The organism is Acinetobacter albensis (assembly GCF_900095025.1).
Lineage (GTDB): Bacteria > Pseudomonadota > Gammaproteobacteria > Pseudomonadales > Moraxellaceae > Acinetobacter > Acinetobacter albensis.
In genome coordinates, this window is the sequence record NZ_FMBK01000003.1 from 209,609 (window position 1) to 231,016 (window position 21,408).

Consider the following 21,408-nt stretch of genomic DNA (forward strand, 5'->3'; position numbering starts at 1 on the left):
AAAGACCATGAGCGAAGACTCTAAAAAATGCCCTGTATCCCACCTGACGACTGCCTTTGGTGCTCCGGTAACGGACAATCAAAATAGTTTAACGGCAGGTGCGCGTGGTCCATTACTTGCCCAAGATTTATGGCTCAATGAGAAATTGGCCAATTTTGTTCGTGAAGTTATTCCTGAGCGTCGTATGCATGCTAAAGGTTCAGGTGCCTTTGGTACATTTACGGTTACCCATGACATTAGCGCTTATACCCGAGCAAAAATTTTCTCGGAGATTGGTAAAAAAACCGAAATGTTTGCACGTTTTACCACAGTTGCAGGTGAACGTGGTGCAGCCGATGCTGAACGAGACATTCGCGGTTTTTCATTAAAATTTTATACTGAAGAAGGTAACTGGGATTTAGTCGGTAACAATACACCCGTATTTTTTATGCGTGATCCGCGTAAATTCCCTGATTTGAATAAAGCGGTTAAACGCGACCCAAAAACCAATTTACGCAGTGCGACCAATAACTGGGATTTTTGGACCTTATTACCTGAAGCACTGCATCAAGTGACTATTGTGATGTCAGATCGAGGTATTCCGAAAAGTTATCGTCATATGCACGGTTTTGGTAGCCATACCTATAGCCTCATCAATGCCCAAAATGAACGCTTTTGGGTTAAATTTCATTTCCGTACTCAGCAAGGCATTCAAAATTTGACCGATGCTGAAGCTGCTGAGGTGGTTGCAGCAGATCGTGAAAGTAATCAACGTGATTTATTTGATTCAATTGAAAAAGGTGATTTTCCAAAATGGAAACTGCAAGTTCAGATCATGCCTGAAACTGATGCAGAAAAAGTGCCTTATCATCCCTTTGATTTGACCAAAGTTTGGCCACATGCTGATTATCCATTAATTGATGTCGGTGAATTTGAGCTGAATAAAAATCCTGAAAATTTCTTTTTGGATGTAGAACAATCTGCTTTTGCACCCAGCAATTTAGTGCCAGGCATTAGTGCTTCACCAGACCGTATGTTACAAGCACGTTTATTTAACTATGCTGATGCGCAGCGTTACCGTTTAGGTGTGAACTATCAGCAAATTCCAGTCAATGCCGCACGCTGCCCTGTTCACTCCAATCACCGTGATGGTCAAGGTCGTGTCGATGCCAACTATGGCGGCTTACCGCACTATGAACCAAACAGTTTCAGCCAATGGCAAGAACAAGCTGAATTTAAAGAGCCACCGTTAAAAATTTCAGGTGATGCCGCTCATTGGGACTTCCGCGCTGATGACGCCGATTATTTCAGTCAACCTCGCGCCCTGTTTAATTTAATGAATTCTGAACAACAGCAGGCTTTATTTGACAATACTGCTGGCGCAATGGGTGACGCCCTAGATTTTATTAAATATCGCCACATTCGAAACTGTTATACCTGTGACCCGGCCTATGGTGAAGGTGTGGCAAAAGCATTGGGGATGAGTGTTGCTGATGCTCAAGCGGCACGCGAAAATGATCCAGGCCGAAATAATCCAGGTTGGCTTTAATTTTTAACTAGAGTTGTATAAAAACCACCGTCAGGTGGTTTTTATTTTAAGCGTATTTTATATCTACTCGATATCTTGAACTCAACGATTGAATGACACTTGCTTCGGATAATGATTTTTTTGCAAATTTGCTGCGATATCTCAAATTTGAATAATCAAATTTAAAATTTCTTATCACCACCCATGTCATTCATTTTTCAAGCGAATAAAACCGTCTGTTCAATATCCTCAAATAGACCATCACACCACCAAACGCCGACCTTCTCGAACACAATAAAAAGGCGCCATTAATTTCGAAGTATTTTTCATTGCAACTTTCAAATCTAACTCAGGTTGTTCACGGTTTTCATCGGTGAGTTGAAAGGTCCGATAATGAATGGCCAATGAGCATTTAGAATGCAGGTCCTGATGTGCCTGAAAAGCTTCATGCGGATTCATATGCATATAATGCATCAATTGACGTGGTTCATACGCACCGATGGGTAAAAGCGAAATACGCGGTGCACCCAAACGGCTTTGAATTTCTTTAAAATGCGGTGAATATCCAGTATCACCCGCAAAGAAGCAATGATCTTTACCTGCCAAAATAGAAAAACCACCCCAGAGTGCTCGGTTTTGATCACGTAAGCCTCGCCCTGAACCGTGTTGTGCGGGCGTATAAATAATTTTTAAATCGTGAAGTAACGAAGACTGCCACCAATCCATTTCTAAAACATGAAAACTTTTTGGTAAATACCACGAATTGCCTAAACCGGTATAAATGGGCATAGCAAATTTATCATGCAACCATTTTAAACTGGACAAGTCCATATGATCATAATGGTTATGACTAAGTAGAACTGCATGAATAGTCGGCAATTCCTCTAATGCAATACCTGCTGGAATGACACGCTTTGGACCTTTGCCTTGCTGTGGACTCACATATTCACACCAAACTGGATCGGTGAGTAAGTTATAAGGACCAATTTGTAAAAGCACTGTTGCATGCCCTACAAACCATACCTGCCAATCATCGATGCTCGCCTGTGGGCGATCCTGTGGAAGGCTTCGTTTGGTCGTATGGAGTTCAGCTTCTTCTTTTTCTACATCAATCTTCCAAGTAGTGGATTTACGTGTGATGAGCCATTTTAATAAATCTGCACGACCACGCCCTGCAGGACGAGGAAGCATGTTGATGAATCGCTCACCATTATGATGATTAGAATGCATAAACTGAAAAGAAGGCTGGCGCCAAGTATGTGACCAGCATTCTGTCGTAGGCAGTTGAAAGTGTAATTGTTCGGGATTTTGCTTCATGTACATTCAATTTCTTAGAGTGACGTAAATATTCAAAATCCGATATTTTGAATATTATGTTATGTATATCACGTTTTTATTCTAAACGACCTTTCATACGTTGTAACCAAACTTTTTTCGTTTGTGGCTTAACAAACAATGCCATAATTTCAGGATGAATCTGTTTAATTTTCGCTTCAATTCTATTGACACAAGCTTCGATATCATCGGAAGTTAAATGGTCTTCAAACTCTAAACTTAAAGAAGCAATCACTTGATCTGCGCCCATTTGTTCAGTTAAAACACCATTTGCAGAAAATACGGCATCATCTTCTTGAGCAATCAATAACAAATGATCACGCAATTGCGGATCAGCTGACTCACCCAACAATAGACCTTTGGTTTCTCGCGCCAATAAAATAGCAGAAATCGCCAACACAATTCCAATGAAGATTGAAGCGACGCCATCTAACTCTGGAATATTTAAGGCATGCGCCAGATAAATTCCGATTAGGGCAATAAAAAGTCCACATAGCGCTGCAGTATCTTCAAATAATACGGTGAAAGTCGTGGGGTCTTTACTCCGACGAAAAGCTTCGAAGTAACCGAGCTGCCCCTTGGTTTTACGAAAAGCTTTTAACGCCACCAACCATGATATGCCTTCACATAAAATCGCAATTCCCAAAACAATATAATTTAAATTTGGACTCAGCATTTCCTCAGGATAGCGCACATGCTGTATGCCTTGATAAATCGAAACCACAGCACCCAGTGCAAACACCATTAAAGAAACAATAAAGGCCCAAAAATAAAGTTCGCGTCCATAACCAAACGGATGCTGTGCATTTGGAGATTGTTGCGATTTTTTTATGCCGTACAGCAATAGAATTTCATTTAGAGTATCCACCACTGAATGAATCGCTTCACTCAGCATAGCGGAACTATTGGTGATATACGCTGCAACAAACTTGACCAAGGCAATCGCTAAATTGCCCGCCAGAGCAGCATACACCACAATTTTATTTGAATCCGACATTTAAACGCGCCTTAGATTTATTATCATCGAGTAGCATTATTGAAATAGTACTATTCAATTTTTATCTTTATTTGGACTCATCTTAACCAAACATTCGGTATCAATAGTTTATTTTTTGTTGTTCTCTTTAAAGCCTGCTGCATTCGATCATTCAGGGAAGCATTTTTCATTTAGAGCAAGTTAAATGGAGGATAAAGTATAGGTCACTCATTAGATGAGGATTTTTGTTTTAGTTTAATTTTAGATAAAAATATTGGGTTGATTGTGCGTTTCATTTATTCAAAATAATGAGAATTAATTTATACCGTTTATTAAATTTTATGATTTAGCACAATCTTTTTATTTTAGTTTATCGGTTTTATTGACTATAAATACCGCGTTTTAATATACAAAAATATTAATAAAAATAGAAATATCATTTATTTACTAAATGCAATCATCATCATGCGCTCATTGTTTATAGATTATACTCTTGCCAACTTATAGTAAGACATTTTTTGGATTACTTATTGGACTTAAGTATATGGAATTACGTCACCTACGATATTTTATTACGGTTGCTGAAGAACTCAATTTTAGTAAGGCCGCTTTAAAGCTGTTTACTGCACAACCTTCTTTAAGTCAGCAAATTAAAGACCTAGAAGAAGATGTAGGGGTCCAACTTTTTTATCGAACAAAACGAAAAGTTGAATTGACTGAAGAAGGTACAGTATTTTTAGAACAAGCACGCTTAACGCTCGCACAAGCCGATAAAGCCGTTGCTATGGCACGTCAAGTTTCACAAGCCAAACAACAAATGTTACGTATTGGTTTTGTACCTGTGGCGGAGGTAAAAATTTTTCCTTCGGTATTGCCCAATTTACGGGTTCAACATCCAGATTTTAAAATAGAACTCCTCAGCTTAAACAATACTGAGCAAATGAAGCGCTTAAAAAAAGGCGAATTGGATATATCGTTTACGCGGCACAATTTAAACAGTGATGAAATAAAAAGCTTATTTGTTTTACGTGAACCCATGGTGTTTATTTTGCCAGAAGACCATCCTTTGGCAAAATATGAAAAAATTCCTGTACAAGCACTTCATGGGGTCGATTTTATTATTCCTGCGGTGGAACAATCTCACACCATTCATCACCATATTCTTGATTTTGCCAAAACACAGGGTATTACTTTAAATATTGTCCAAAAAGCCGATAATATTTTATTCAATATCAATGCAGTGGGTATGGGTTTAGGTTGTACCATTTTACCTGCCTACACTGCTCCATTGATCACGTCAAATAGCGTTATTCGCCCATTAGAGGTTGAGTTGCCTTATGTCGACCTCTATGTCAGCTACCATAAAAGCAATACATCTGTCGCGGTACGAAAATTTATCGAATTACTCACTCAAATTTTTTATCTGGATATCAATCGTGATTGAGTTAACCTGCTTCTTTTAAGCGGATATGCTGCATTAGAAATCGATGTAAGTCAGCGACATCACTCACAATTGCGATTGGGTCAAATTGTGCTAATACGTCAACTGTATGAACGCCATAACTCACGCCAATGCTTGGCATCACAATATTTTGTGCCATTTCTAAATCATAAGACGTATCACCGACCATAATTGCATGCTCAGCCTTTACACCTGTAACTCTTAATATTTCAGCCAACATCAGTGGGTCAGGTTTAGATTTGGTTTCGCTGGCGGCACGTGTTACATCAAACATATCTAGACTTTGCGTTTGAGCCAAGACACGATCTAGCCCTCTTCGGCTTTTACCCGTCGCAACAGCCAACTTGATGTTATGATTTTTTAAATCTATAAGAAGCTCAGCGACCCCCTTAAACCAAACATCATCAGTAGAATTTTCCACATAATGGTCGCTATAACTTTGCAGAATTTCATGATGTAATTCAGGTACATCTGGAAATAAAACCTGAGCTACTTCAGGCAAACCTAGACCGATAATACTTTGTGCAGCCTCTGCGGTCAGCGGTTGATTAAATTGCTGCGCTGCAAATTTTAGGCTAGAAACAATTTGACTGACTGAATCGAATAAAGTGCCATCCCAGTCAAAAATAATCAGTTCTACAGGTTTGTTCATCTTCAGTTCCTCAGTTAAATTCAGCTTTTTCAATCCCACTCTAACGTCCTTTAAAGTAAAAGATGTCAACTGCAACTTTATTTGAAATTCAATCTCAATCTATTTCTTCTCCTTGAAGAAATAGATTGAGATTCATCATGACAAGGAAAGTTCAAAAATTTCAAATCACTATTTTCGTCCATTATTTATCAAATATTAACAGCTTAATATGACTCAAATTTTAAACATGCAACTTACAAAATAAGCATATTACTCAGTTGCTCATTTCTGTCCTACAGCCTAATAACGACATCCATGTCGTTTTCGACCTAACAGCCCATGTCAAATAGGGTGTCTTAATCCTTTGACTGCGCACGTAATTGCGCCACCACACTTTGCATATCTTCAGGCAAAGGCGCTTCAATGGTGTCATAACCTGGGATTTCTAAACGCAAGGCATGTAAACACAGACGTCGTGCCGCTGGGCCTCTATATTCAGTTTGATGGCCATATTTATCATCACCCACCAGAGGATGACCAATACTCAATCCATGTACACGAATTTGATGAGTCCGTCCTGAAAGCGGTGAGGCATAAACCAAAGTCGCATGTCGAAAACGCTCAGCAACATTCCACTGTGTTTGACTTGGCTTACCTTCTTTAGATACGCGTACACGACGCTCACCATTGGCCAATTCATAACGATGTAAAGGTGCATCAATCAGTTGTTTATCCAAACTGACCTGCCCTTTCACAATGGCTGCATAGGTTTTTTTAATTTTATGTTCACGCAATAAATCTTGTAGCGTTTTTAAGGTACTACGCTTTTTGCTGATCATCACCAAACCAGAAGTATCACGGTCAATTCGGTGAATCAATTCCAAATATTTTTTACCTGTTGCGGCACGTAAGCCCTCAATTAAGCCATAGGCCACACCACTTCCGCCATGTACAGCAATCCCTGAAGGTTTATTGACCACCATCAAACCTTCATCTTCATAGATGACACGACTCAGTAAACTTTGTGCGACTTTATCAGACACAGGTGCCGCAGTTTCATCTTTAGGCTCATAACGGATGGGTGCGACTCGAATTTGATCGCCAATCGCAAGTTTGGTTTCCGCTTTAATACGCTTTTTATTGACCCTAACTTGCCCTTCACGCATCAAACGATAAATCCGACTTTTCGGCACACCTTTCAGTCTGGAAAATAAAAAATTATCAATACGTTGACCCGATTGATGCTCGTCCACTTCAAACCAAGTGACACTTTGCCATTCTTGCGTAGAATTCATACAGTTACGATGACCCAAAAAATACTAAAATTGATTAAAAACTGATCACTTAGGCTATGCTTTACCCAATAAAGGTAAGCTTAACCCATAGGCAGATGATGCAAGGTTTGATATAGTCAGCGCATGGATACCACCGTTAGTGTGAAAAAATTTAAAAACTTCAATTTTTTGGAGTTCGATATTAAATTTCTCAATTCACATTAAATACGGAAAGGTCCCTAAAGAATATGCCGACGCCGAAGGCTTTATTATATCGGCAAAAAAGCAAACTGTTGCGTTTAATTGTATTTCGGTACATAAATCAGTTTGCCGCAAAAAATATGTCGCCAACCAAAAGTTGGTTTTAAACGTAAACTGATACACATCAGATAAGTCGCGTCCTAAAGTCGCATTCAGGCTACAACGTTGATGTATTGGATCTGCACATGAAGCACTGATACGATGATAATTCCGTATCAAGACACTCTATCTGTAAATGAAGAGATGATCTTTAAGCTAAGTGACAGTGAAAGTTACTCACATCCAATGCACCGTCTGTCCGCCAGTGAATCGTTTAGGTTACTTTAATCAACTCATGATTAAAGCCGTATTGCCATCATCAATATGGACATCAAAAACCGAAGCCCAACAAAAAAGGCCGGTAAAAAAGCTCAGACCACAATTGTAGTATTTTGAGATCTGGGTGTTGATCCTTAATGTATGGTGTTCGCTACGTGAATAGCGATGTTTTGTTGTGTATCGCTATTAGGTGTTACACCCATGAAACGTATGTTGATTAATGCAACACATGCCGAAGAGATTCGCGTTGCACTTGTCACTGGTCAGCGTCTTTACGATTTTGATTTAGAGAATCGTACCCGTGAACAAAAAAAATCCAATATCTATAAAGGTCACGTGACTCGCGTTGAACCTTCTTTAGAAGCTGTCTTTGTTGAGTACGGTGCAGGTCGTCAAGGCTTTCTCTCAATGCGTGAAATCGCAAACTCATATTACAAAGCAGACCCTCGCCAAACTTCAAACATTCGCGAATTAATCACTGAAGGTACTGAACTTTTAGTGCAAGTGGAAAAAGAAGAACGAGGCAATAAAGGTGCAGCGTTATCTACTTTTATTTCACTTGCAGGTCGCTATTTGGTCCTTATGCCAAACAACCCAAAAGGTGGCGGTATTAGTCGTCAAATTTCAGGTTCAGTTCGTGAAGAATTGAAAGAAATGTTGGCATCACTCAATATTCCACGCGGCATGAGCGTAATTGTACGTACTGCTGGTATTGGCCGTTCGCAAGAAGAATTACAACTCGATTTACAACATTTGATGGATCTTTGGGCACAAATCCAAACCACAGCAAGTTCTGGCCCATCGCCAATGTTAGTTCATCAAGAAGCAGGCGTGGTGACACGTGCTATTCGTGACTATTTACGTGATGATGTTGCAGAAATCTTAATTGACTCTGAACAAGCTTATAACGAGGCTTATAACTTCGTAAAAGCAGTGATGCCACGCCAATTAGAAAAACTAAAAACTTATACTTTAAATGAGCCATTATTTGCTCATTTTGCGATTGAAAGCCAAATTCAAACCGCTTATGAACGCGAAGTTAAACTGCCATCTGGTGGTTCAATCGTAATTGATCAAACTGAAGCCTTGGTGTCAATTGACATTAACTCAGCAAAATCGACACGTGGTCATGACGTTGAAGATACGGCTTTAAGTACTAATTTAGAAGCGGCAGAAGAAATCGCGCGCCAACTACGTTTACGCGATATTGGCGGTCTAGTGGTGATCGATTTTATCGACATGACCAAAGACCGCAACCAGCGTATGGTTGAAGCGAAACTTCGTGAAGCAACGCAAAGCGACCGTGCTCGTATTCAATTCGGCCAATTGTCTCGTTTTGGTTTAATGGAAATGAGCCGTCAACGCTTACGTCCATCGCTTGAAGAAGCAACAGGTTATGTGTGCCCACGTTGTCATGGCACAGGTATGGTGCGTGACTTACGCTCTCTTTCACTCTCAATTATGCGTAAAGTTGAAGAAATTGCGCTTCGTGAGCGTCATGGTGAGGTTCAAGTTGAAGTTCCAGTTGAAATTGCAGCATTTTTGTTGAATGAAAAACGTCATACTTTGGTTTATTTAGAACAAACCTCAAATGTACGTGTCACTGTGTTGCCTCATCCGCACTTAGAAACGCCACATTATGAAATCACTTATAATGCTGAAGGCTTTGCACCGACTAGCTATGAACGCACAGAAGCAACGCGTTCAAGTGAAAAAGAATTGGGTTATGAATCTTCTGAATGGCATTTAGAAGAAGAACAACACGTTCAAAATACTGCTCAAACAGTACAACAACCAGAGCGCAATAACAAAAAGCAGCCACAACATCAACAGGCAGCTCAAACACAACATCAAGCGATTGCGCCTGCTGTACCATCAACCAGTCCATGCGCTTGGCTTGAAAACCTGTTTGTACAAAAACAAGCAGCGACTGTAGATCAGTCACGTTCAGCCAATAATGCAGCCGCAGCAATTGAACAAATGGTTAATGGTGGTGCTGTTAGTCGCGGACAATTTGGCCAAGTTGCAGCGTCTGTGCCTGTTGCTCACACCCCTGTTTCAACGGCAAATAATAATGCTTATTTGGCTCCAAGTGCGCCTACTCCTCCGAAACCAGAACAACGTGAAGTGAACGATCGTTATTCTGATAAAGAAGAAAAATCGCAACGCCATAATAAAAAACGCGTAAACAAGCCAAAAGAGCAACGCGAACCAGTTCAACATGACAATCAACATAACCAAGTGCATGAAGAAATTGTTCAAGCTCCTCGTCATGAACAGCGTCAAGACCAACGCCATGAACCACGTCAGGACTCACGTGAAAATAAACGTCCAGTTCGACGTCAACAGGTAGAACAGCAAAATTCGGACACTCCAACCGAACAAAATGCAGTTCCGCGCCGTGACCGTAATAACCAGCAACGTCCGAATCGCCCAAATCGTCATCGCGATCAGAGCGTTCTGAATGAGCAAATCGCACCTGAAACTGTGGTAAGCGCATTACCAACAGCAACGGAGCAATCACCTAGAGTTGAAGTGATTGACGCACCTCGTCAGCAGGTTATGCCAACTGCATTGGTGGTCAATATTGATGAAACGAAAAGTGAAATTGTGGCACTTCACTCAGCAAAATCCATTGCTGAAACACCTGTTGTGCAATCTGCACCAGTTGAATCTAAAGAAGTAGTGACTCAAACACCAGTTGCAGCAGTAGCGGAAAAAGCAGCAATTGCTCCATCAAAACCAGAGTCAAAACAAGTAGGTTCTGCTGATCAGCGCGCGAGTAATGATCCACGTATGCGTCGTCGTCAGAAACGTGGCGCTCAAATAAAACAGGCCCAAGCACCAAAACTAAACCCATCTCAAGTTCCAACTTTGGGGCAGTACACTGTGGGTAGTTTAATTCGTCATGTCTATGGTGAAGATTGTTCCGTTTTAATTGAACAATTTGGTTTAATTCCAACGTTCAATCGTGCCTTGGTTAAATTTACTGAGCAATATGCAGCCACTCTTTCGCATCAGGAAACTGAAACGGATGTTGCAGCACAGCCCGTGACACGTGATGTTGCTATCACCAAAGCGACACCAGAAGCTGAACCTGCACCAGTGTTAGATTTAACACCACCAAGTACTGTTTCAGACAACCGTGTTGCCAATGATCCACGTGAGCGTCGTCGTTTGGCAAAATTGGCTGCAGAACAAGCTTTAGAGCAAGCTAAGCAATCGCATAGCGAACCTTCAGCTGAAAAAGCCGTGCCAGATGAAACCCCATCTAGTGAAAGCAAGGTTGAAGTTGAGCAAAAATCAGCAATAGACGAAACACCAGTTGTTGAGGTGATTGAAACACCTGAAACCGTAGCAGAGCCAACGCCTACTGTTCAGCCTGTAAAAGCAGCACCCAGTGCAAAAGTAGTCGCTGAAAAACCTGTACAAACGGAGTTGGCAGTCGATGCCGCTCAAGATGTACAAGCTTTGGCTGAACCAAAATCGGATGCAGACAAACCCGAAACAGAGGATGAAGCAGACAAACCTGTACGCCCTCGTCGTCCACGCGGCCGTCCACCGAAGAAAGCAACGCCTGCAAGCGAGTCTTAATTCGCTCTAATGCAGTAAAATAAAAAAACCTAGTCATTTCGGTGACTAGGTTTTTTTTGTTATTTTTGTCAAATTAGGTTGATTGCACTACGATTAAACGATTAGAAAGACAACTGTACATAGAAACGCAAACAATTAAATATATTGGATTATGACAAATAGATAGGATTCTTATGAACCACAACCCGCAAAGTGATCTAATTAAGCTTACTGATGTTGCCACAAAATTACCTAAACTGATCAATAAAGTTCCTCATTTATTGAGTGGCCTAAAACAAGCTTACTTACGTACACCAACGACAGCAACAGGTCTAGGTATCGCTTTTGAGAAAGCCGTTAAGCACAATCCACATGGAATGGCGTTATTATTTGAAGAACAAAAATTCAGTTATCAAGCACTCAATGAATGGGCCAATCAGATTGGACATTTTTATTTATCAATTGGTGCACGTAAAGGCGACGTGATTGCAGTCATGGTGGAAAACCGTCCTGAGCTTTTGGCTACAGTCATTGCTTTAGCCAAAATTGGGGTGACCACCGCTTTGGTCAATACCTCACAAACAGCTAAGGCATTGACCCACAGTATTAATCTGGTTAAACCTATTGCTGTAATTGCTGGCGAAGAATGCCGTGCTGCAATAGAAGAAGTACGCTCTGATTTAAACGTTGGAACAGACCGTTTCCACTGGTTTGCAGACCAGCCAACCCGTGTTGAGTCAGGTACAGCACCTAAAGGCTGGAGTAATTTAGCAGAGAAAATTGATCATTTTCCAAAATTTAATACGCCAACAACGCATACTGTCCAAGGCAAAGATGGTTTATTTTATATTTATACTTCAGGTACGACGGGCTTACCTAAGGCGGTCATTTTCACTCACAGTCGTTGGACTTTGGCCTACGGCACGTATGGTCATGTCTTAAATCTGAATAAAAATGATGTCATGTATGTGACTTTGCCGCTGTATCACGCCACTGGAATTGTGGTCTGTTGGTGTGGCGTGATTGCAGGTCATGCAACATTGGCTCTACGTCGAAAATTCTCGACCTCTTCATTTTGGAAAGATGTCCAAAAATTTGATGCTTCAGCCATCGGTTATGTCGGTGAATTGTGTCGTTACTTGATGGATGCACCCACTTCTGAAAATGAACAACGGCATCGTGTCAAAAAAATGATTGGTAATGGGATGCGTCCGAATATTTGGGATAAATATAAAGCACGCTTTGGAGTGGAAGAAATTCTCGAACTCTATGCCTCAAGTGAAGGCAATGTGGGTTTTAGCAATGTCTTTAATTTTGACAATACCGTCGGCTTCTCCCCGACACCGTATGCCATTGTAGAATTTGACAAAGAAAGCAATAGCCCAGTAAAAGATGCTAAAGGCTGGTGTAAAAAAGTTAAAAAAGGTGAAGTAGGCTTATTGATTGGAAAAATCACCCGTCGCTCTCCTTTTGATGGTTATACCGACTCTGAAAAAAACAAATCTGTCATCATGAAGGATGTATTTAAACATGGCGATTCATTTTTCAATACGGGTGATTTGGTACGTGATATTGGTTTCCGTCACGCTCAATTTGTTGATCGCTTAGGTGATACTTTCCGCTGGAAAGGTGAAAATGTTTCCACCACTGAAGTTGAAAATGCAGTCAGTGAATATGAAAAAATTGCTGAAGCAGTCGTATATGGGGTTGAAATTCCGAATACTAATGGTCGCGCCGGAATGGCTGCCATCACTTTGTCTGAAGGTACAACATTAACCGAGCAAGATTTGCAACAGATGGCGACTGAGTTTAAAAAATGCATCCCTGCCTATGCCGTTCCTGTTTTTTTACGTATTCAAAAGCAAGTTGAAACCACGGGAACATTCAAATACCAAAAAAATAAGTTAAAAGAACAATCTTTTGACCCAAATAAAAATGATGAGCGCTTGCTGGTTTTGCTTCCAAATGCCACAGGATATTGTGATCTGACGCCAGAAATATTTAGCAATATTGAAGCTTATCAATACCGCTTTTAATTCAAATATTGGTTTTTTGCAGTCGATTCGGCAAATTTGTTGTATTTATAATCAAACATCAACAAGTTTGCTATTTTTTACTTGCGCTCGATTGATATCTTGCTACAATACGCGACATCAAAACAAAGTGGTGTTGAGAAAATTTAATTTTCTTACACTGTACATTCAAGTACTTCTTGAATGTTGTTAGGGTCGTTAGCTCAGCTGGTAGAGCAGCGGACTTTTAATCCGTTGGTCCCGCGTTCGAATCGCGGACGACCCACCACTTATTTTGATCACCTAGAGATGGGTCGTTAGCTCAGCTGGTAGAGCAGCGGACTTTTAATCCGTTGGTCCCGCGTTCGAATCGCGGACGACCCACCATCTTCTAAAACTTCTGACCTGAAGTTTTCTAGCTTTTAAAGCAATCTTTAAATGGGTCGTTAGCTCAGCTGGTAGAGCAGCGGACTTTTAATCCGTTGGTCCCGCGTTCGAATCGCGGACGACCCACCATTTATCTCAAAGTTTTTCTCAGCTCAATTCTCGTTATATCTTCTCTCGTTTGAGATTTTTTTGCGTCAATACTCTATTTCAAATCATGTTTAATTTTTTTGATTCATCCAAGAAAGTGGCACTAAAGAATAATGTAGCTGTATAAATTCATATTTTATCGACTCAGCGTTGATTGAGTGAAAGTCTATTTTTAATATTTACTCAACTAAAACTGTATTTTATTGATCCACATTTTTTAAATTCCAGTTAATCCTTGAGCAATACATAGGCTTTTAAAGGTTTACGATAGCCCTGTTTAAAGTAATATTTATCCCCACCTGAGTTTTCTCGATTAATTTTGTCCAAATTCATAATCAAATGCTGTGGGTCTTGAATATCATAATAGAAATTTACCCCATCCTTGCGATGTACCACCAATTCCGTTTTCTCCACATTGATAGACCATGTATCACGGCGATAATTTGCATTGCGCGAATCTGTTTGAGTATTCTCAGCAAATACTTTACCAAACTGCACAATGCTTCGATGTACCGAACCGTCAGCACTGAGGTTTAAAATATATTCTGCCGTTCCCGCAGCACAAGGCACAAAATTATCATCACACGGAATATGGGCATGATAGCGGCCAATAAAAGGTTTTTCATAAGATTTAATGGGTGATTTCCGCGCATGTGTCATTGCAGGAAGAGTGGCTTGACCCGCAATCTCTATGAGCGTTTTGGCTTGTTCAGCTTCGAGCGACTGGGGAGATTTATTCGGATTTTGAGAAAAATTTTCTACCACTCCGCTAGAATCACAGGCCATCACTCCAACCAAAGCAATAAAGACTAAACCCCAGCGAAAATAACAGATTGACAAGTACAAATCATTCTTCCTTAAAGTCAGTTAAATCTTCCCTTAATCCGCTCAGAATACCACTACAGAGCTGATTACATTCGCAGTTTAATAGCTGCTTATACTTTTCCAATGTGTAATTTTAAAAAAAAATAAAACCCAATAATGCCTAGGCTGGCAGTTTATGTGCAGCGTGAAGAGAATTCACTATTGGTTACATAACTTAACCATTATCTCTATTTATTGGCTTTAAAAGATCATTTAAAGCACCATCTATTTATTATAAAGATATTTTATTCTTCAACTTTTAAGGAGATTTAGATGGCCAATGTTGGTTTATATCGCTCTCACCGACAAAATATGATTGCTGGGGTAATGGGTGGTATTGCTGAACGATTTGGTTGGAATGCAAATTTGTTACGCACTATTTTCGTGATTATTTCAATCATGAGTGCTGCATTTCCTGGCATTTTGGTTTATTTGGTTTTATGGCTAATTATGCCTAAAAAACCTTTTCAAATAGATGCGGCTGAAGGCTATCAAAATCCTATTCGTACTGTAAACCGAGACTCAAAAACTTAACCTTAATTCTTTTAGTCTATTCCTGTTTTATGCTACGACTTTTGCCCCAAAGAGTCGTAGCTTTTTTTTAGTTTCTATTTATGATTGCTGTTTTACTTGAATGAGTTGTTGATTTAAGACAGCGATCATATCTGCACGACTAATGATGCCCACCAAATGTTGTTTTTCAACGACTGGAATATAATTAAATGAGCGCTCAACAAAGTAAGGCACCAAATCTTGAATAGGCTGTAAAGGCTGCACAGTAACCACTTTCGGGTTCATAATATGGCGCACGCGGTGTTCCCATGTGGCTTTAGGATCTGCTGCCCGTTTAAACCATTCCACTACTTCATACAATGCCAAAGTGCCGACCAAAATTTCTTGTGCATTGACCACGGGTAAACTCATTAAATTTACATGTTTAAATTTATCCAAAGCTTCATGAATATCATCTTCTCCATGCAGCACAATCACATCTTTGGTCATAATATCTTGACAGACATAATGATTGATTGATCGTGAATTGGCAATTTCCTGTGCCTCTAAAATAATTTTTTGCAGGTCATATTCACTAATATCGAGTAACTCGGTTTGATGCTCTAACACATCCTGAATATCTTGCGGTTGAATGGTAACTTTTTGAGTGGGCGTTGGATCCTTTGAACGCTGATTGATTTGCGCAACGTTTGGATACTGTTTACCTAAGAGTCGATTAAATCCAATCGCGATGACCAGTAATAAAAGAGAGTTGAGTAAAACTGGATAAAAAATAAAATGATAACCCAACTGATGTACCACATCACCGCCCAATACAGCGGTAATAGCAACTGCTCCACTGGGTGGATGCAGCGAATCGGTCGTCATCATTAAAATAATAGACAGACCTACGGCAACACTAAAAGCTTCGGTTAAATTTGGAATATACAGTGCACAGGTCACGCCAATCATACCTGCAATGCTATTTCCGACCACCATATTCCATGGCTGTGCCAAGGGACTAGCAGGCACAGCAAATAACAATACTGAAGAAGCTCCCATGGGTGCGATATACCACGCATTAATATCACCGAGCACCCACCAGCTGATCAAGGATGAAAGTGCAAGTCCGAGCAGAGCGCCTATTCCACACAGTAATCGGTCTTTTAAGGGGAGGACTTTAAAATTAGGTTTTAGGGTATTCAGCCAGTCTGCTTTAGAGTGAAACACTGTTTGCCTTGAGGATTGTTTTAACGAATGAAACCATTATAAAGTGATCATCTTATAAGATGTATTTATTTTATATTTTTATATACATCTCGAAGCGCTTAGTTTTGAACCATGTTGGTGAATCCCTACTCGCAATCCATTGTTATTTTTGATTTAATCATTCTATTATGTTGAGAGAGTCTGATAATTTACTGAGCCGAAAATATCAATCTTTAAAATTTTCTATCATCAAATCTATACACTCAGATGAAAATCGAGCAAGTTAATCTATATCCTTTGCCACCCACCATCAAAGCCCTTATAATTGAGCACAATTTTTCTCTAATTTTAAGTGGATGACCATGAGTCGCGCCATATCGCATATTGATACATTTCAAGGCTTAATTCTTGCCTTACAAAACTACTGGGCTGAACAAGGTTGCGTTATTTTACAACCTTACGATATGGAAATGGGCGCAGGAACATTCCACACAGCGACTTTCCTTCGTGCTTTAGGGCCTGAAACATGGAACGCAGCCTACGTTCAACCGTCACGTCGTCCCAAAGATGGCCGTTATGGCGAAAACCCAAACCGCTTGCAGCACTACTACCAATTCCAAGTGGTATTAAAGCCAAATCCAGACAACATCCAACAGCTTTATTTAGATTCTTTAAAAGCCATTGGTATTGATACCCTCGTTCATGACATTCGTTTTGTCGAAGACAATTGGGAATCTCCAACACTCGGTGCTTGGGGCTTAGGTTGGGAAGTTTGGCTAAATGGTATGGAAGTGACTCAGTTCACTTACTTCCAACAAGTCGGCGGTGTGGAGTGCTACCCAGTCACAGGCGAAATCACCTATGGTCTTGAGCGTCTTGCGATGTACTTACAAGGTGTTGATTCGGTTTACGATTTAGTTTGGACTAAAGGTCAGTTCGGTACAGTCACCTATGGCGATGTGTTTCATCAAAACGAAGTAGAACAATCGACGTATAACTTCGAATACGCAAACGTTGAAAAAATGTTTGAATTGTTCGATTTCTACGAAGCTGAAGCAACACGCTTAATTGAAGCAGAACTTCCACTTCCCGCTTATGAACAAGTCATCAAAGCATCGCATAGCTTTAACTTGCTCGATGCACGTGGTGCAATTTCAGTCACTGAGCGTCAACGTTATATCTTACGTGTACGCACTTTGGCGCGTTCAATTGCACAAAGTTATGTGGCTGCTCGTGCGAAACTCGGTTTCCCAATGGCAGAGCCTGAACTTCGTGATGAAGTTTTGGCACAATTAAAAGCACAAGTTGAAGCAGAAGCGAAAGAAGCAAACAAGGAGAGCAAATAATGTCTAAACATACCGTTTTGTTCGAATTGGGCTGTGAAGAACTTCCACCAAAAAGCTTAAAAAAATTACGTGATGCTTTGCATACTGAAACAGTGAAAGGCTTAAAAGATGCAGGTCTTGCATTTGATTCTATCGAAGCTTATGCAGCACCTCGTCGCTTGGCATTGAAGATTGTCAATGTTAATGGTGCACAAGCAGATACACAAAAACGTTTTGACGGCCCTGCTAAACAAGCCGCTTTTGATGCTGAAGGCAATGCAACTAAGGCGCTTGAAGGCTTTATGCGTGGTCAAGGCATCACTGTAGAGCAAGTCACGACTTTCCAAGCAGGTAAAGTTGAAAAAGTCTGTTACTTAAAAGATGTGAAAGGTCAAAGCATTGATATTCTTTTACCTCAAATTTTACAAAATGCGCTGGACAATCTTCCAATTGCAAAACGTATGCGTTCTGCGGCTAGCCGTACTGAATTCGTGCGCCCTGTGAAATGGGTCGTATTACTGAAAGACAATGATGTGATTGAAGCAACCATTCAGGACATTCAAACAGGCAACGTAACCTTTGGTCACCGTTTCCATGCGCCTGAAGCGATTACTTTGGGTCATGCAGATGAATACTTAGCGAAGTTAAAAGCAGCTTATGTGGTTGCCAACTTTGAAGAGCGTCAAGCAATCATTGATGGTCAAGTCAAAGCGTTGGCTGATAAAGTGAATGCGATTGCGATTGTACCTTCTGACCTTCGTGACGAAGTAACCGCACTGGTTGAATGGCCTGTGGCACTTCGTGCAAGTTTTGAAGAACGCTTTTTGGCAGTTCCTCAAGAAGCTTTGATTACGACGATGCAAGACAACCAAAAGTACTTCTGTTTGGTCAATAGCGATAAAAAGCTTCAACCGTATTTCATTACTGTTTCAAACATTGAGTCTAAAGATCCAGCTCAAATCATTGAAGGCAATGAGAAAGTAGTTCGTCCACGTTTGTCTGATGCTGAATTCTTCTTCTTACAAGATCAAAAGCAACCGCTAGCGTCTCGTAAAGAAAAATTAGCCAACATGGTGTTCCAAGCACAATTGGGTACGCTTTGGGATAAATCGACACGTATTGCAAAACTCGCGGTAGCACTTGCACCCATTACAGGTGCAAATGCAACTGATGCTGAAAAAGCAGCACTGCTTGCAAAATGTGACTTAACCTCTGAACTTGTGGGTGAATTCCCTGAACTTCAAGGCATCGCGGGTGCGTATTACGCACGTCTTGAAGGTGAAAATGCTGAAGTCAGCAATGCTTTGGGTGAGCAATACTTGCCAAAATTTGCAGGTGATGTTTTACCAAAAACCAAAACAGGCACAACCATTGCCCTTGCAGATCGTTTAGATACATTGACCGGTATTTTTGGGATCGGTCAAGCACCAACAGGTTCGAAAGACCCGTTTGCATTGCGTCGTTCTGCCATTGGTATTTTGCGTTTAGTGACTGAAAACGAGCTTGATGTGTCAATTGAAGAACTCATCAAACTTGCGCTGAATGCATATGGTGATGTCTTAAAAGATCACGACAAGACTTTGACAGATGCTGTTGCATTCTTAGAAGGTCGTTACCGTGCCAAATACGAAGACCAAGGCGTTGCGGTTGATGTGATTCAAGCAGTTCAAGCCTTGTCTCCAAAATCTCCACTTGATTTTGACAAGCGTGTAACTGCGGTAAATCACTTCCGTGACTTGCCTGAAGCTGCTGCACTTGCTGCTGCCAACAAACGTGTGGCTAACATTTTGACAAAAGAAGCTGCGCCTACAGGTAATGTGATTGAAGCGAACTTGGTAGAAGATGCTGAAAAAGCATTATTCGCTGAACTGGCGAAAATCACGCCTGTGATTGAGCCATTATTTGCTGCCAAAGACTACACTGCTGCGTTGTCTGCTTTAGCTTCCCTTCGTGCGCCAGTCGATGCGTTCTTTGAAGGTGTGATGGTCATGGCAGATGATGTAGAATTGAAAGCCAACCGTTTACGTCTGCTGGTACAGCTCCGTGATTTATTTACGAAAGTGGCGGATATTTCTGTACTTCAACACTAAGTGCTGATTAATTCAAAAAACCCGCTCTAGAGCGGGTTTTTTATTATTTTTCCAACTAAGAAATATAAATAATTCTCAATACTATTTGCTTAAATAAAGGTCTATAAATCAAACTATTGTCATAATTATAAGATATTATTATTTGGCAAAATTTCTAAAAAAATACTGCATATTTTTAATATATAAACCATTTTCAGGTCAAATTTTTAAATGAATAAAACATTTCTAAGCTTAATCGCAAGCACTTTAATTTTAACTGGGTGTGCAGCAACAAAATCAATCCAATACCCAGCTACAGGCAGCAATACCACACTCTCTGTATCATCAGAACAAATCTCAGCAATGACTGAATCTGGCGGTGGTGATCATTTTATTGAGGGCAGTCAAATTACTGTTGGTGATGCAAGTAATGCCCTTTCCAATCCCGCCTCAAGTATGTTTGGATTTGTTGGCGTAGGCGTAGCTACAGCAATTGATAAAAAGATGAATGGATCTGCGATTTCTAAAAGCAATTTAAAACAAGCTATTAAGTTTGATGCTTTAGTAAATACAAAAATTATTTCTGCTTTAGAAAAAAATTCAAAGGATCCTTCACTTAAAATATTGGCATTAAATCAACCTTCTGATATCAAAATTGTACCATTTGCACGACTTTCTTTTAGAGAAAAACCTGACGTAACTGCTACTTTTGGTCTTAAAGCTGAATTTAAAAATGCTGCTGATCAGCATTCTTCTACGAAGCGTTTATATAATTACATCAGTCAAAAAAAAGCGCCCTTAGCTGAATGGGATGCGAATAATAATGCGCTTTTCTTTACCCAGACCAATGGCGCTTTTGATGCATTATCACAGGTTCTGGCTTTAGATATCCAACATCAATTAAATTTAGAGGCTGCCAGCGAAATAAAACAGAAACAATGCAAATCAACAATTGCATGGGCTAATCTTACTTTTATTGAAGCACCTGAGAATCTATGTATCGGTGTATTAAAAAACAATAAAGGCAAAGTTTTCCAAAATATGGTTTTGGTGATTGAACAATAATTTTTTCAATTTATAGCAATAATCACATTACTAGATCATAGCCATATCAAATATATGGCTATGATCATCTAACAAAATAACATTCTATTTTCATTGTCTTAAACATCAGTCATGCACAAGCAAATGCTGAAATAACGCGGACTGAAATTATAGTTAATGCTCCAGATACAGTTGTTGCCAACTACAATTGTGAAGGTCGTAATGTCACGATCCCTGCACCTCATATCCATATTACACTGAAAGGAAACTGTCCTGTTCAGGATGTAATTGGAACAGATACTACTGTGTATGTGGAAGCTGTCCATAAAATTAGAATTTATGATCCAAATGCCAAAGTCTATTAAAAACGAAGCTTACATCCGAGCCGCTTTATATAAGTCAAAATCTATGATCAAAGTAGCGCAGCCTATCAAATCCTTAAATTTTAAATTACTGCCTATAAATCTTTTACTATGTGAAAATCTGATCTTTATAAGCGATCTAATCTCTATACTTTAATTT

General features: G+C 40.0%; 14 protein-coding genes and 3 tRNA genes. 11 read left to right on the forward strand and 6 right to left on the reverse strand.

The genetic code is table 11. The features are described 5' to 3' along the window. Nucleotides 1–7 precede the first annotated feature (7 nt). Nucleotides 8–1,528, forward strand: coding sequence for a catalase (locus GA0116959_RS03495; protein WP_092718430.1), 1,521 nt, complete (start codon nt 8–10; stop codon nt 1,526–1,528). 240 nt (nt 1,529–1,768) lie between these two features. Here the strand turns inward: GA0116959_RS03495 and GA0116959_RS03500 are convergent, their stop codons facing one another. Both GA0116959_RS03500 and GA0116959_RS03505 read right to left on the reverse strand, forming a co-directional pair. Beyond that, nucleotides 1,769–2,824 carry an MBL fold metallo-hydrolase gene (locus GA0116959_RS03500; protein ID WP_053578864.1) on the reverse strand — a complete coding sequence of 352 codons (1,056 nt, stop codon included), beginning with the start codon at nt 2,822–2,824 and terminating at the stop codon, nt 1,769–1,771. A gap of 76 nt (nt 2,825–2,900) precedes the next feature. After that, nucleotides 2,901–3,839 carry a cation diffusion facilitator family transporter gene (locus GA0116959_RS03505; RefSeq protein WP_092718432.1) on the reverse strand — a complete coding sequence of 313 codons (939 nt, stop codon included), beginning with the start codon at nt 3,837–3,839 and terminating at the stop codon, nt 2,901–2,903. 523 nt (nt 3,840–4,362) lie between these two features. Here GA0116959_RS03505 and hcaR point away from each other — a divergent pair. Then, nucleotides 4,363–5,262: a DNA-binding transcriptional regulator HcaR gene (gene hcaR / locus GA0116959_RS03510; protein WP_092718435.1), complete on the forward strand. Its 900-nt coding sequence runs from the start codon at nt 4,363–4,365 to the stop codon at nt 5,260–5,262. Nucleotide 5,263: 1 nt separating this feature from the next. Here hcaR and GA0116959_RS03515 read toward each other — a convergent pair whose 3' ends face one another. Both GA0116959_RS03515 and GA0116959_RS03520 read right to left on the reverse strand, forming a co-directional pair. Then, nucleotides 5,264–5,932, reverse strand: coding sequence for an HAD-IA family hydrolase (locus GA0116959_RS03515; protein ID WP_092718437.1), 669 nt, complete (start codon nt 5,930–5,932; stop codon nt 5,264–5,266). Between the two features lie 335 nt (nt 5,933–6,267). Further along, complete coding sequence (locus GA0116959_RS03520) at nt 6,268–7,206, reverse strand: RluA family pseudouridine synthase (protein WP_053578868.1); 939 nt, start codon at nt 7,204–7,206, stop codon at nt 6,268–6,270. A gap of 759 nt (nt 7,207–7,965) precedes the next feature. On the opposite strand from GA0116959_RS03520, the gene GA0116959_RS03530 reads away from it, so the two are divergent. From GA0116959_RS03530 to GA0116959_RS03550, 5 genes are all read left to right on the forward strand, one after another. Beyond that, entirely contained in the window at nt 7,966–11,358 is a 3,393-nt protein-coding gene (locus GA0116959_RS03530) for an Rne/Rng family ribonuclease (protein ID WP_092718440.1), read from the forward strand. A 173-nt stretch (nt 11,359–11,531) separates the two neighbouring features. After that, entirely contained in the window at nt 11,532–13,373 is a 1,842-nt protein-coding gene (locus GA0116959_RS03535; protein ID WP_092718443.1) for a long-chain-acyl-CoA synthetase, read from the forward strand. 189 nt (nt 13,374–13,562) lie between these two features. Continuing rightward, nucleotides 13,563–13,638 (forward strand) — tRNA-Lys (locus GA0116959_RS03540). 22 nt (nt 13,639–13,660) lie between these two features. Beyond that, nucleotides 13,661–13,736 (forward strand) — tRNA-Lys (locus tag GA0116959_RS03545). Between the two features lie 53 nt (nt 13,737–13,789). Continuing rightward, nucleotides 13,790–13,865: transfer RNA gene (locus GA0116959_RS03550), tRNA-Lys, on the forward strand. Nucleotides 13,866–14,111: 246 nt separating this feature from the next. Here GA0116959_RS03550 and GA0116959_RS03555 read toward each other — a convergent pair. Continuing rightward, entirely contained in the window at nt 14,112–14,729 is a 618-nt protein-coding gene (locus GA0116959_RS03555; protein ID WP_092718446.1) for a hypothetical protein, read from the reverse strand. A gap of 291 nt (nt 14,730–15,020) precedes the next feature. On the opposite strand from GA0116959_RS03555, the gene GA0116959_RS03560 reads away from it, so the two are divergent. Beyond that, the gene (locus tag GA0116959_RS03560) at nt 15,021–15,281 is read left to right on the forward strand and encodes a PspC domain-containing protein (protein WP_053578872.1); all 261 of its coding nucleotides are present in this window, start codon (nt 15,021–15,023) and stop codon (nt 15,279–15,281) included. 78 nt (nt 15,282–15,359) lie between these two features. Here GA0116959_RS03560 and GA0116959_RS03565 read toward each other — a convergent pair whose 3' ends face one another. After that, the gene (locus GA0116959_RS03565; RefSeq protein WP_092718448.1) at nt 15,360–16,469 is read right to left on the reverse strand and encodes an HPP family protein; all 1,110 of its coding nucleotides are present in this window, start codon (nt 16,467–16,469) and stop codon (nt 15,360–15,362) included. 341 nt (nt 16,470–16,810) lie between these two features. Between GA0116959_RS03565 and glyQ the strand changes: the two genes are divergently transcribed. The 3 genes from glyQ (at nt 16,811) to GA0116959_RS03580 (ending at nt 20,907) form a co-directional block, all read left to right on the forward strand. Continuing rightward, nucleotides 16,811–17,794 carry a glycine--tRNA ligase subunit alpha gene (glyQ, locus tag GA0116959_RS03570; protein WP_004649954.1) on the forward strand — a complete coding sequence of 328 codons (984 nt, stop codon included), beginning with the start codon at nt 16,811–16,813 and terminating at the stop codon, nt 17,792–17,794. Then, nucleotides 17,794–19,863, forward strand: a complete 2,070-nt coding sequence (gene glyS, locus GA0116959_RS03575; RefSeq protein ID WP_092718451.1) for a glycine--tRNA ligase subunit beta — start codon at nt 17,794–17,796, stop codon at nt 19,861–19,863. The genes glyQ and glyS overlap by 1 nt, the downstream gene beginning before the upstream one ends. Before the next feature lie 210 nt (nt 19,864–20,073). Beyond that, nucleotides 20,074–20,907 (forward strand): hypothetical protein, encoded by an 834-nt coding sequence (locus GA0116959_RS03580; protein ID WP_092718453.1) that lies wholly within the window; start codon nt 20,074–20,076, stop codon nt 20,905–20,907. Nucleotides 20,908–21,408 lie beyond the last annotated feature (501 nt).

What these genes read in the sequence shown, in the direction of transcription:
- GA0116959_RS03530 (WP_092718440.1), top strand. Translation starts at nt 7,966, where the DNA reads ATGAAACGTATGTTGATTAATGCAACACATGCCGAAGAGATTCGCGTT.
- GA0116959_RS03495 (WP_092718430.1), top strand. Translation starts at nt 8, where the DNA reads ATGAGCGAAGACTCTAAAAAATGCCCTGTATCCCACCTGACGACTGCC.
- GA0116959_RS03520 (WP_053578868.1), bottom strand. Translation starts at nt 7,206, where the DNA reads ATGAATTCTACGCAAGAATGGCAAAGTGTCACTTGGTTTGAAGTGGAC.
- GA0116959_RS03500 (WP_053578864.1), bottom strand. Translation starts at nt 2,824, where the DNA reads ATGAAGCAAAATCCCGAACAATTACACTTTCAACTGCCTACGACAGAA.
- GA0116959_RS03505 (WP_092718432.1), bottom strand. Translation starts at nt 3,839, where the DNA reads ATGTCGGATTCAAATAAAATTGTGGTGTATGCTGCTCTGGCGGGCAAT.
- glyQ (WP_004649954.1), top strand. Translation starts at nt 16,811, where the DNA reads ATGAGTCGCGCCATATCGCATATTGATACATTTCAAGGCTTAATTCTT.
- GA0116959_RS03560 (WP_053578872.1), top strand. Translation starts at nt 15,021, where the DNA reads ATGGCCAATGTTGGTTTATATCGCTCTCACCGACAAAATATGATTGCT.
- hcaR (WP_092718435.1), top strand. Translation starts at nt 4,363, where the DNA reads ATGGAATTACGTCACCTACGATATTTTATTACGGTTGCTGAAGAACTC.
- GA0116959_RS03535 (WP_092718443.1), top strand. Translation starts at nt 11,532, where the DNA reads ATGAACCACAACCCGCAAAGTGATCTAATTAAGCTTACTGATGTTGCC.
- glyS (WP_092718451.1), top strand. Translation starts at nt 17,794, where the DNA reads ATGTCTAAACATACCGTTTTGTTCGAATTGGGCTGTGAAGAACTTCCA.
- GA0116959_RS03515 (WP_092718437.1), bottom strand. Translation starts at nt 5,932, where the DNA reads ATGAACAAACCTGTAGAACTGATTATTTTTGACTGGGATGGCACTTTA.
- GA0116959_RS03580 (WP_092718453.1), top strand. Translation starts at nt 20,074, where the DNA reads ATGAATAAAACATTTCTAAGCTTAATCGCAAGCACTTTAATTTTAACT.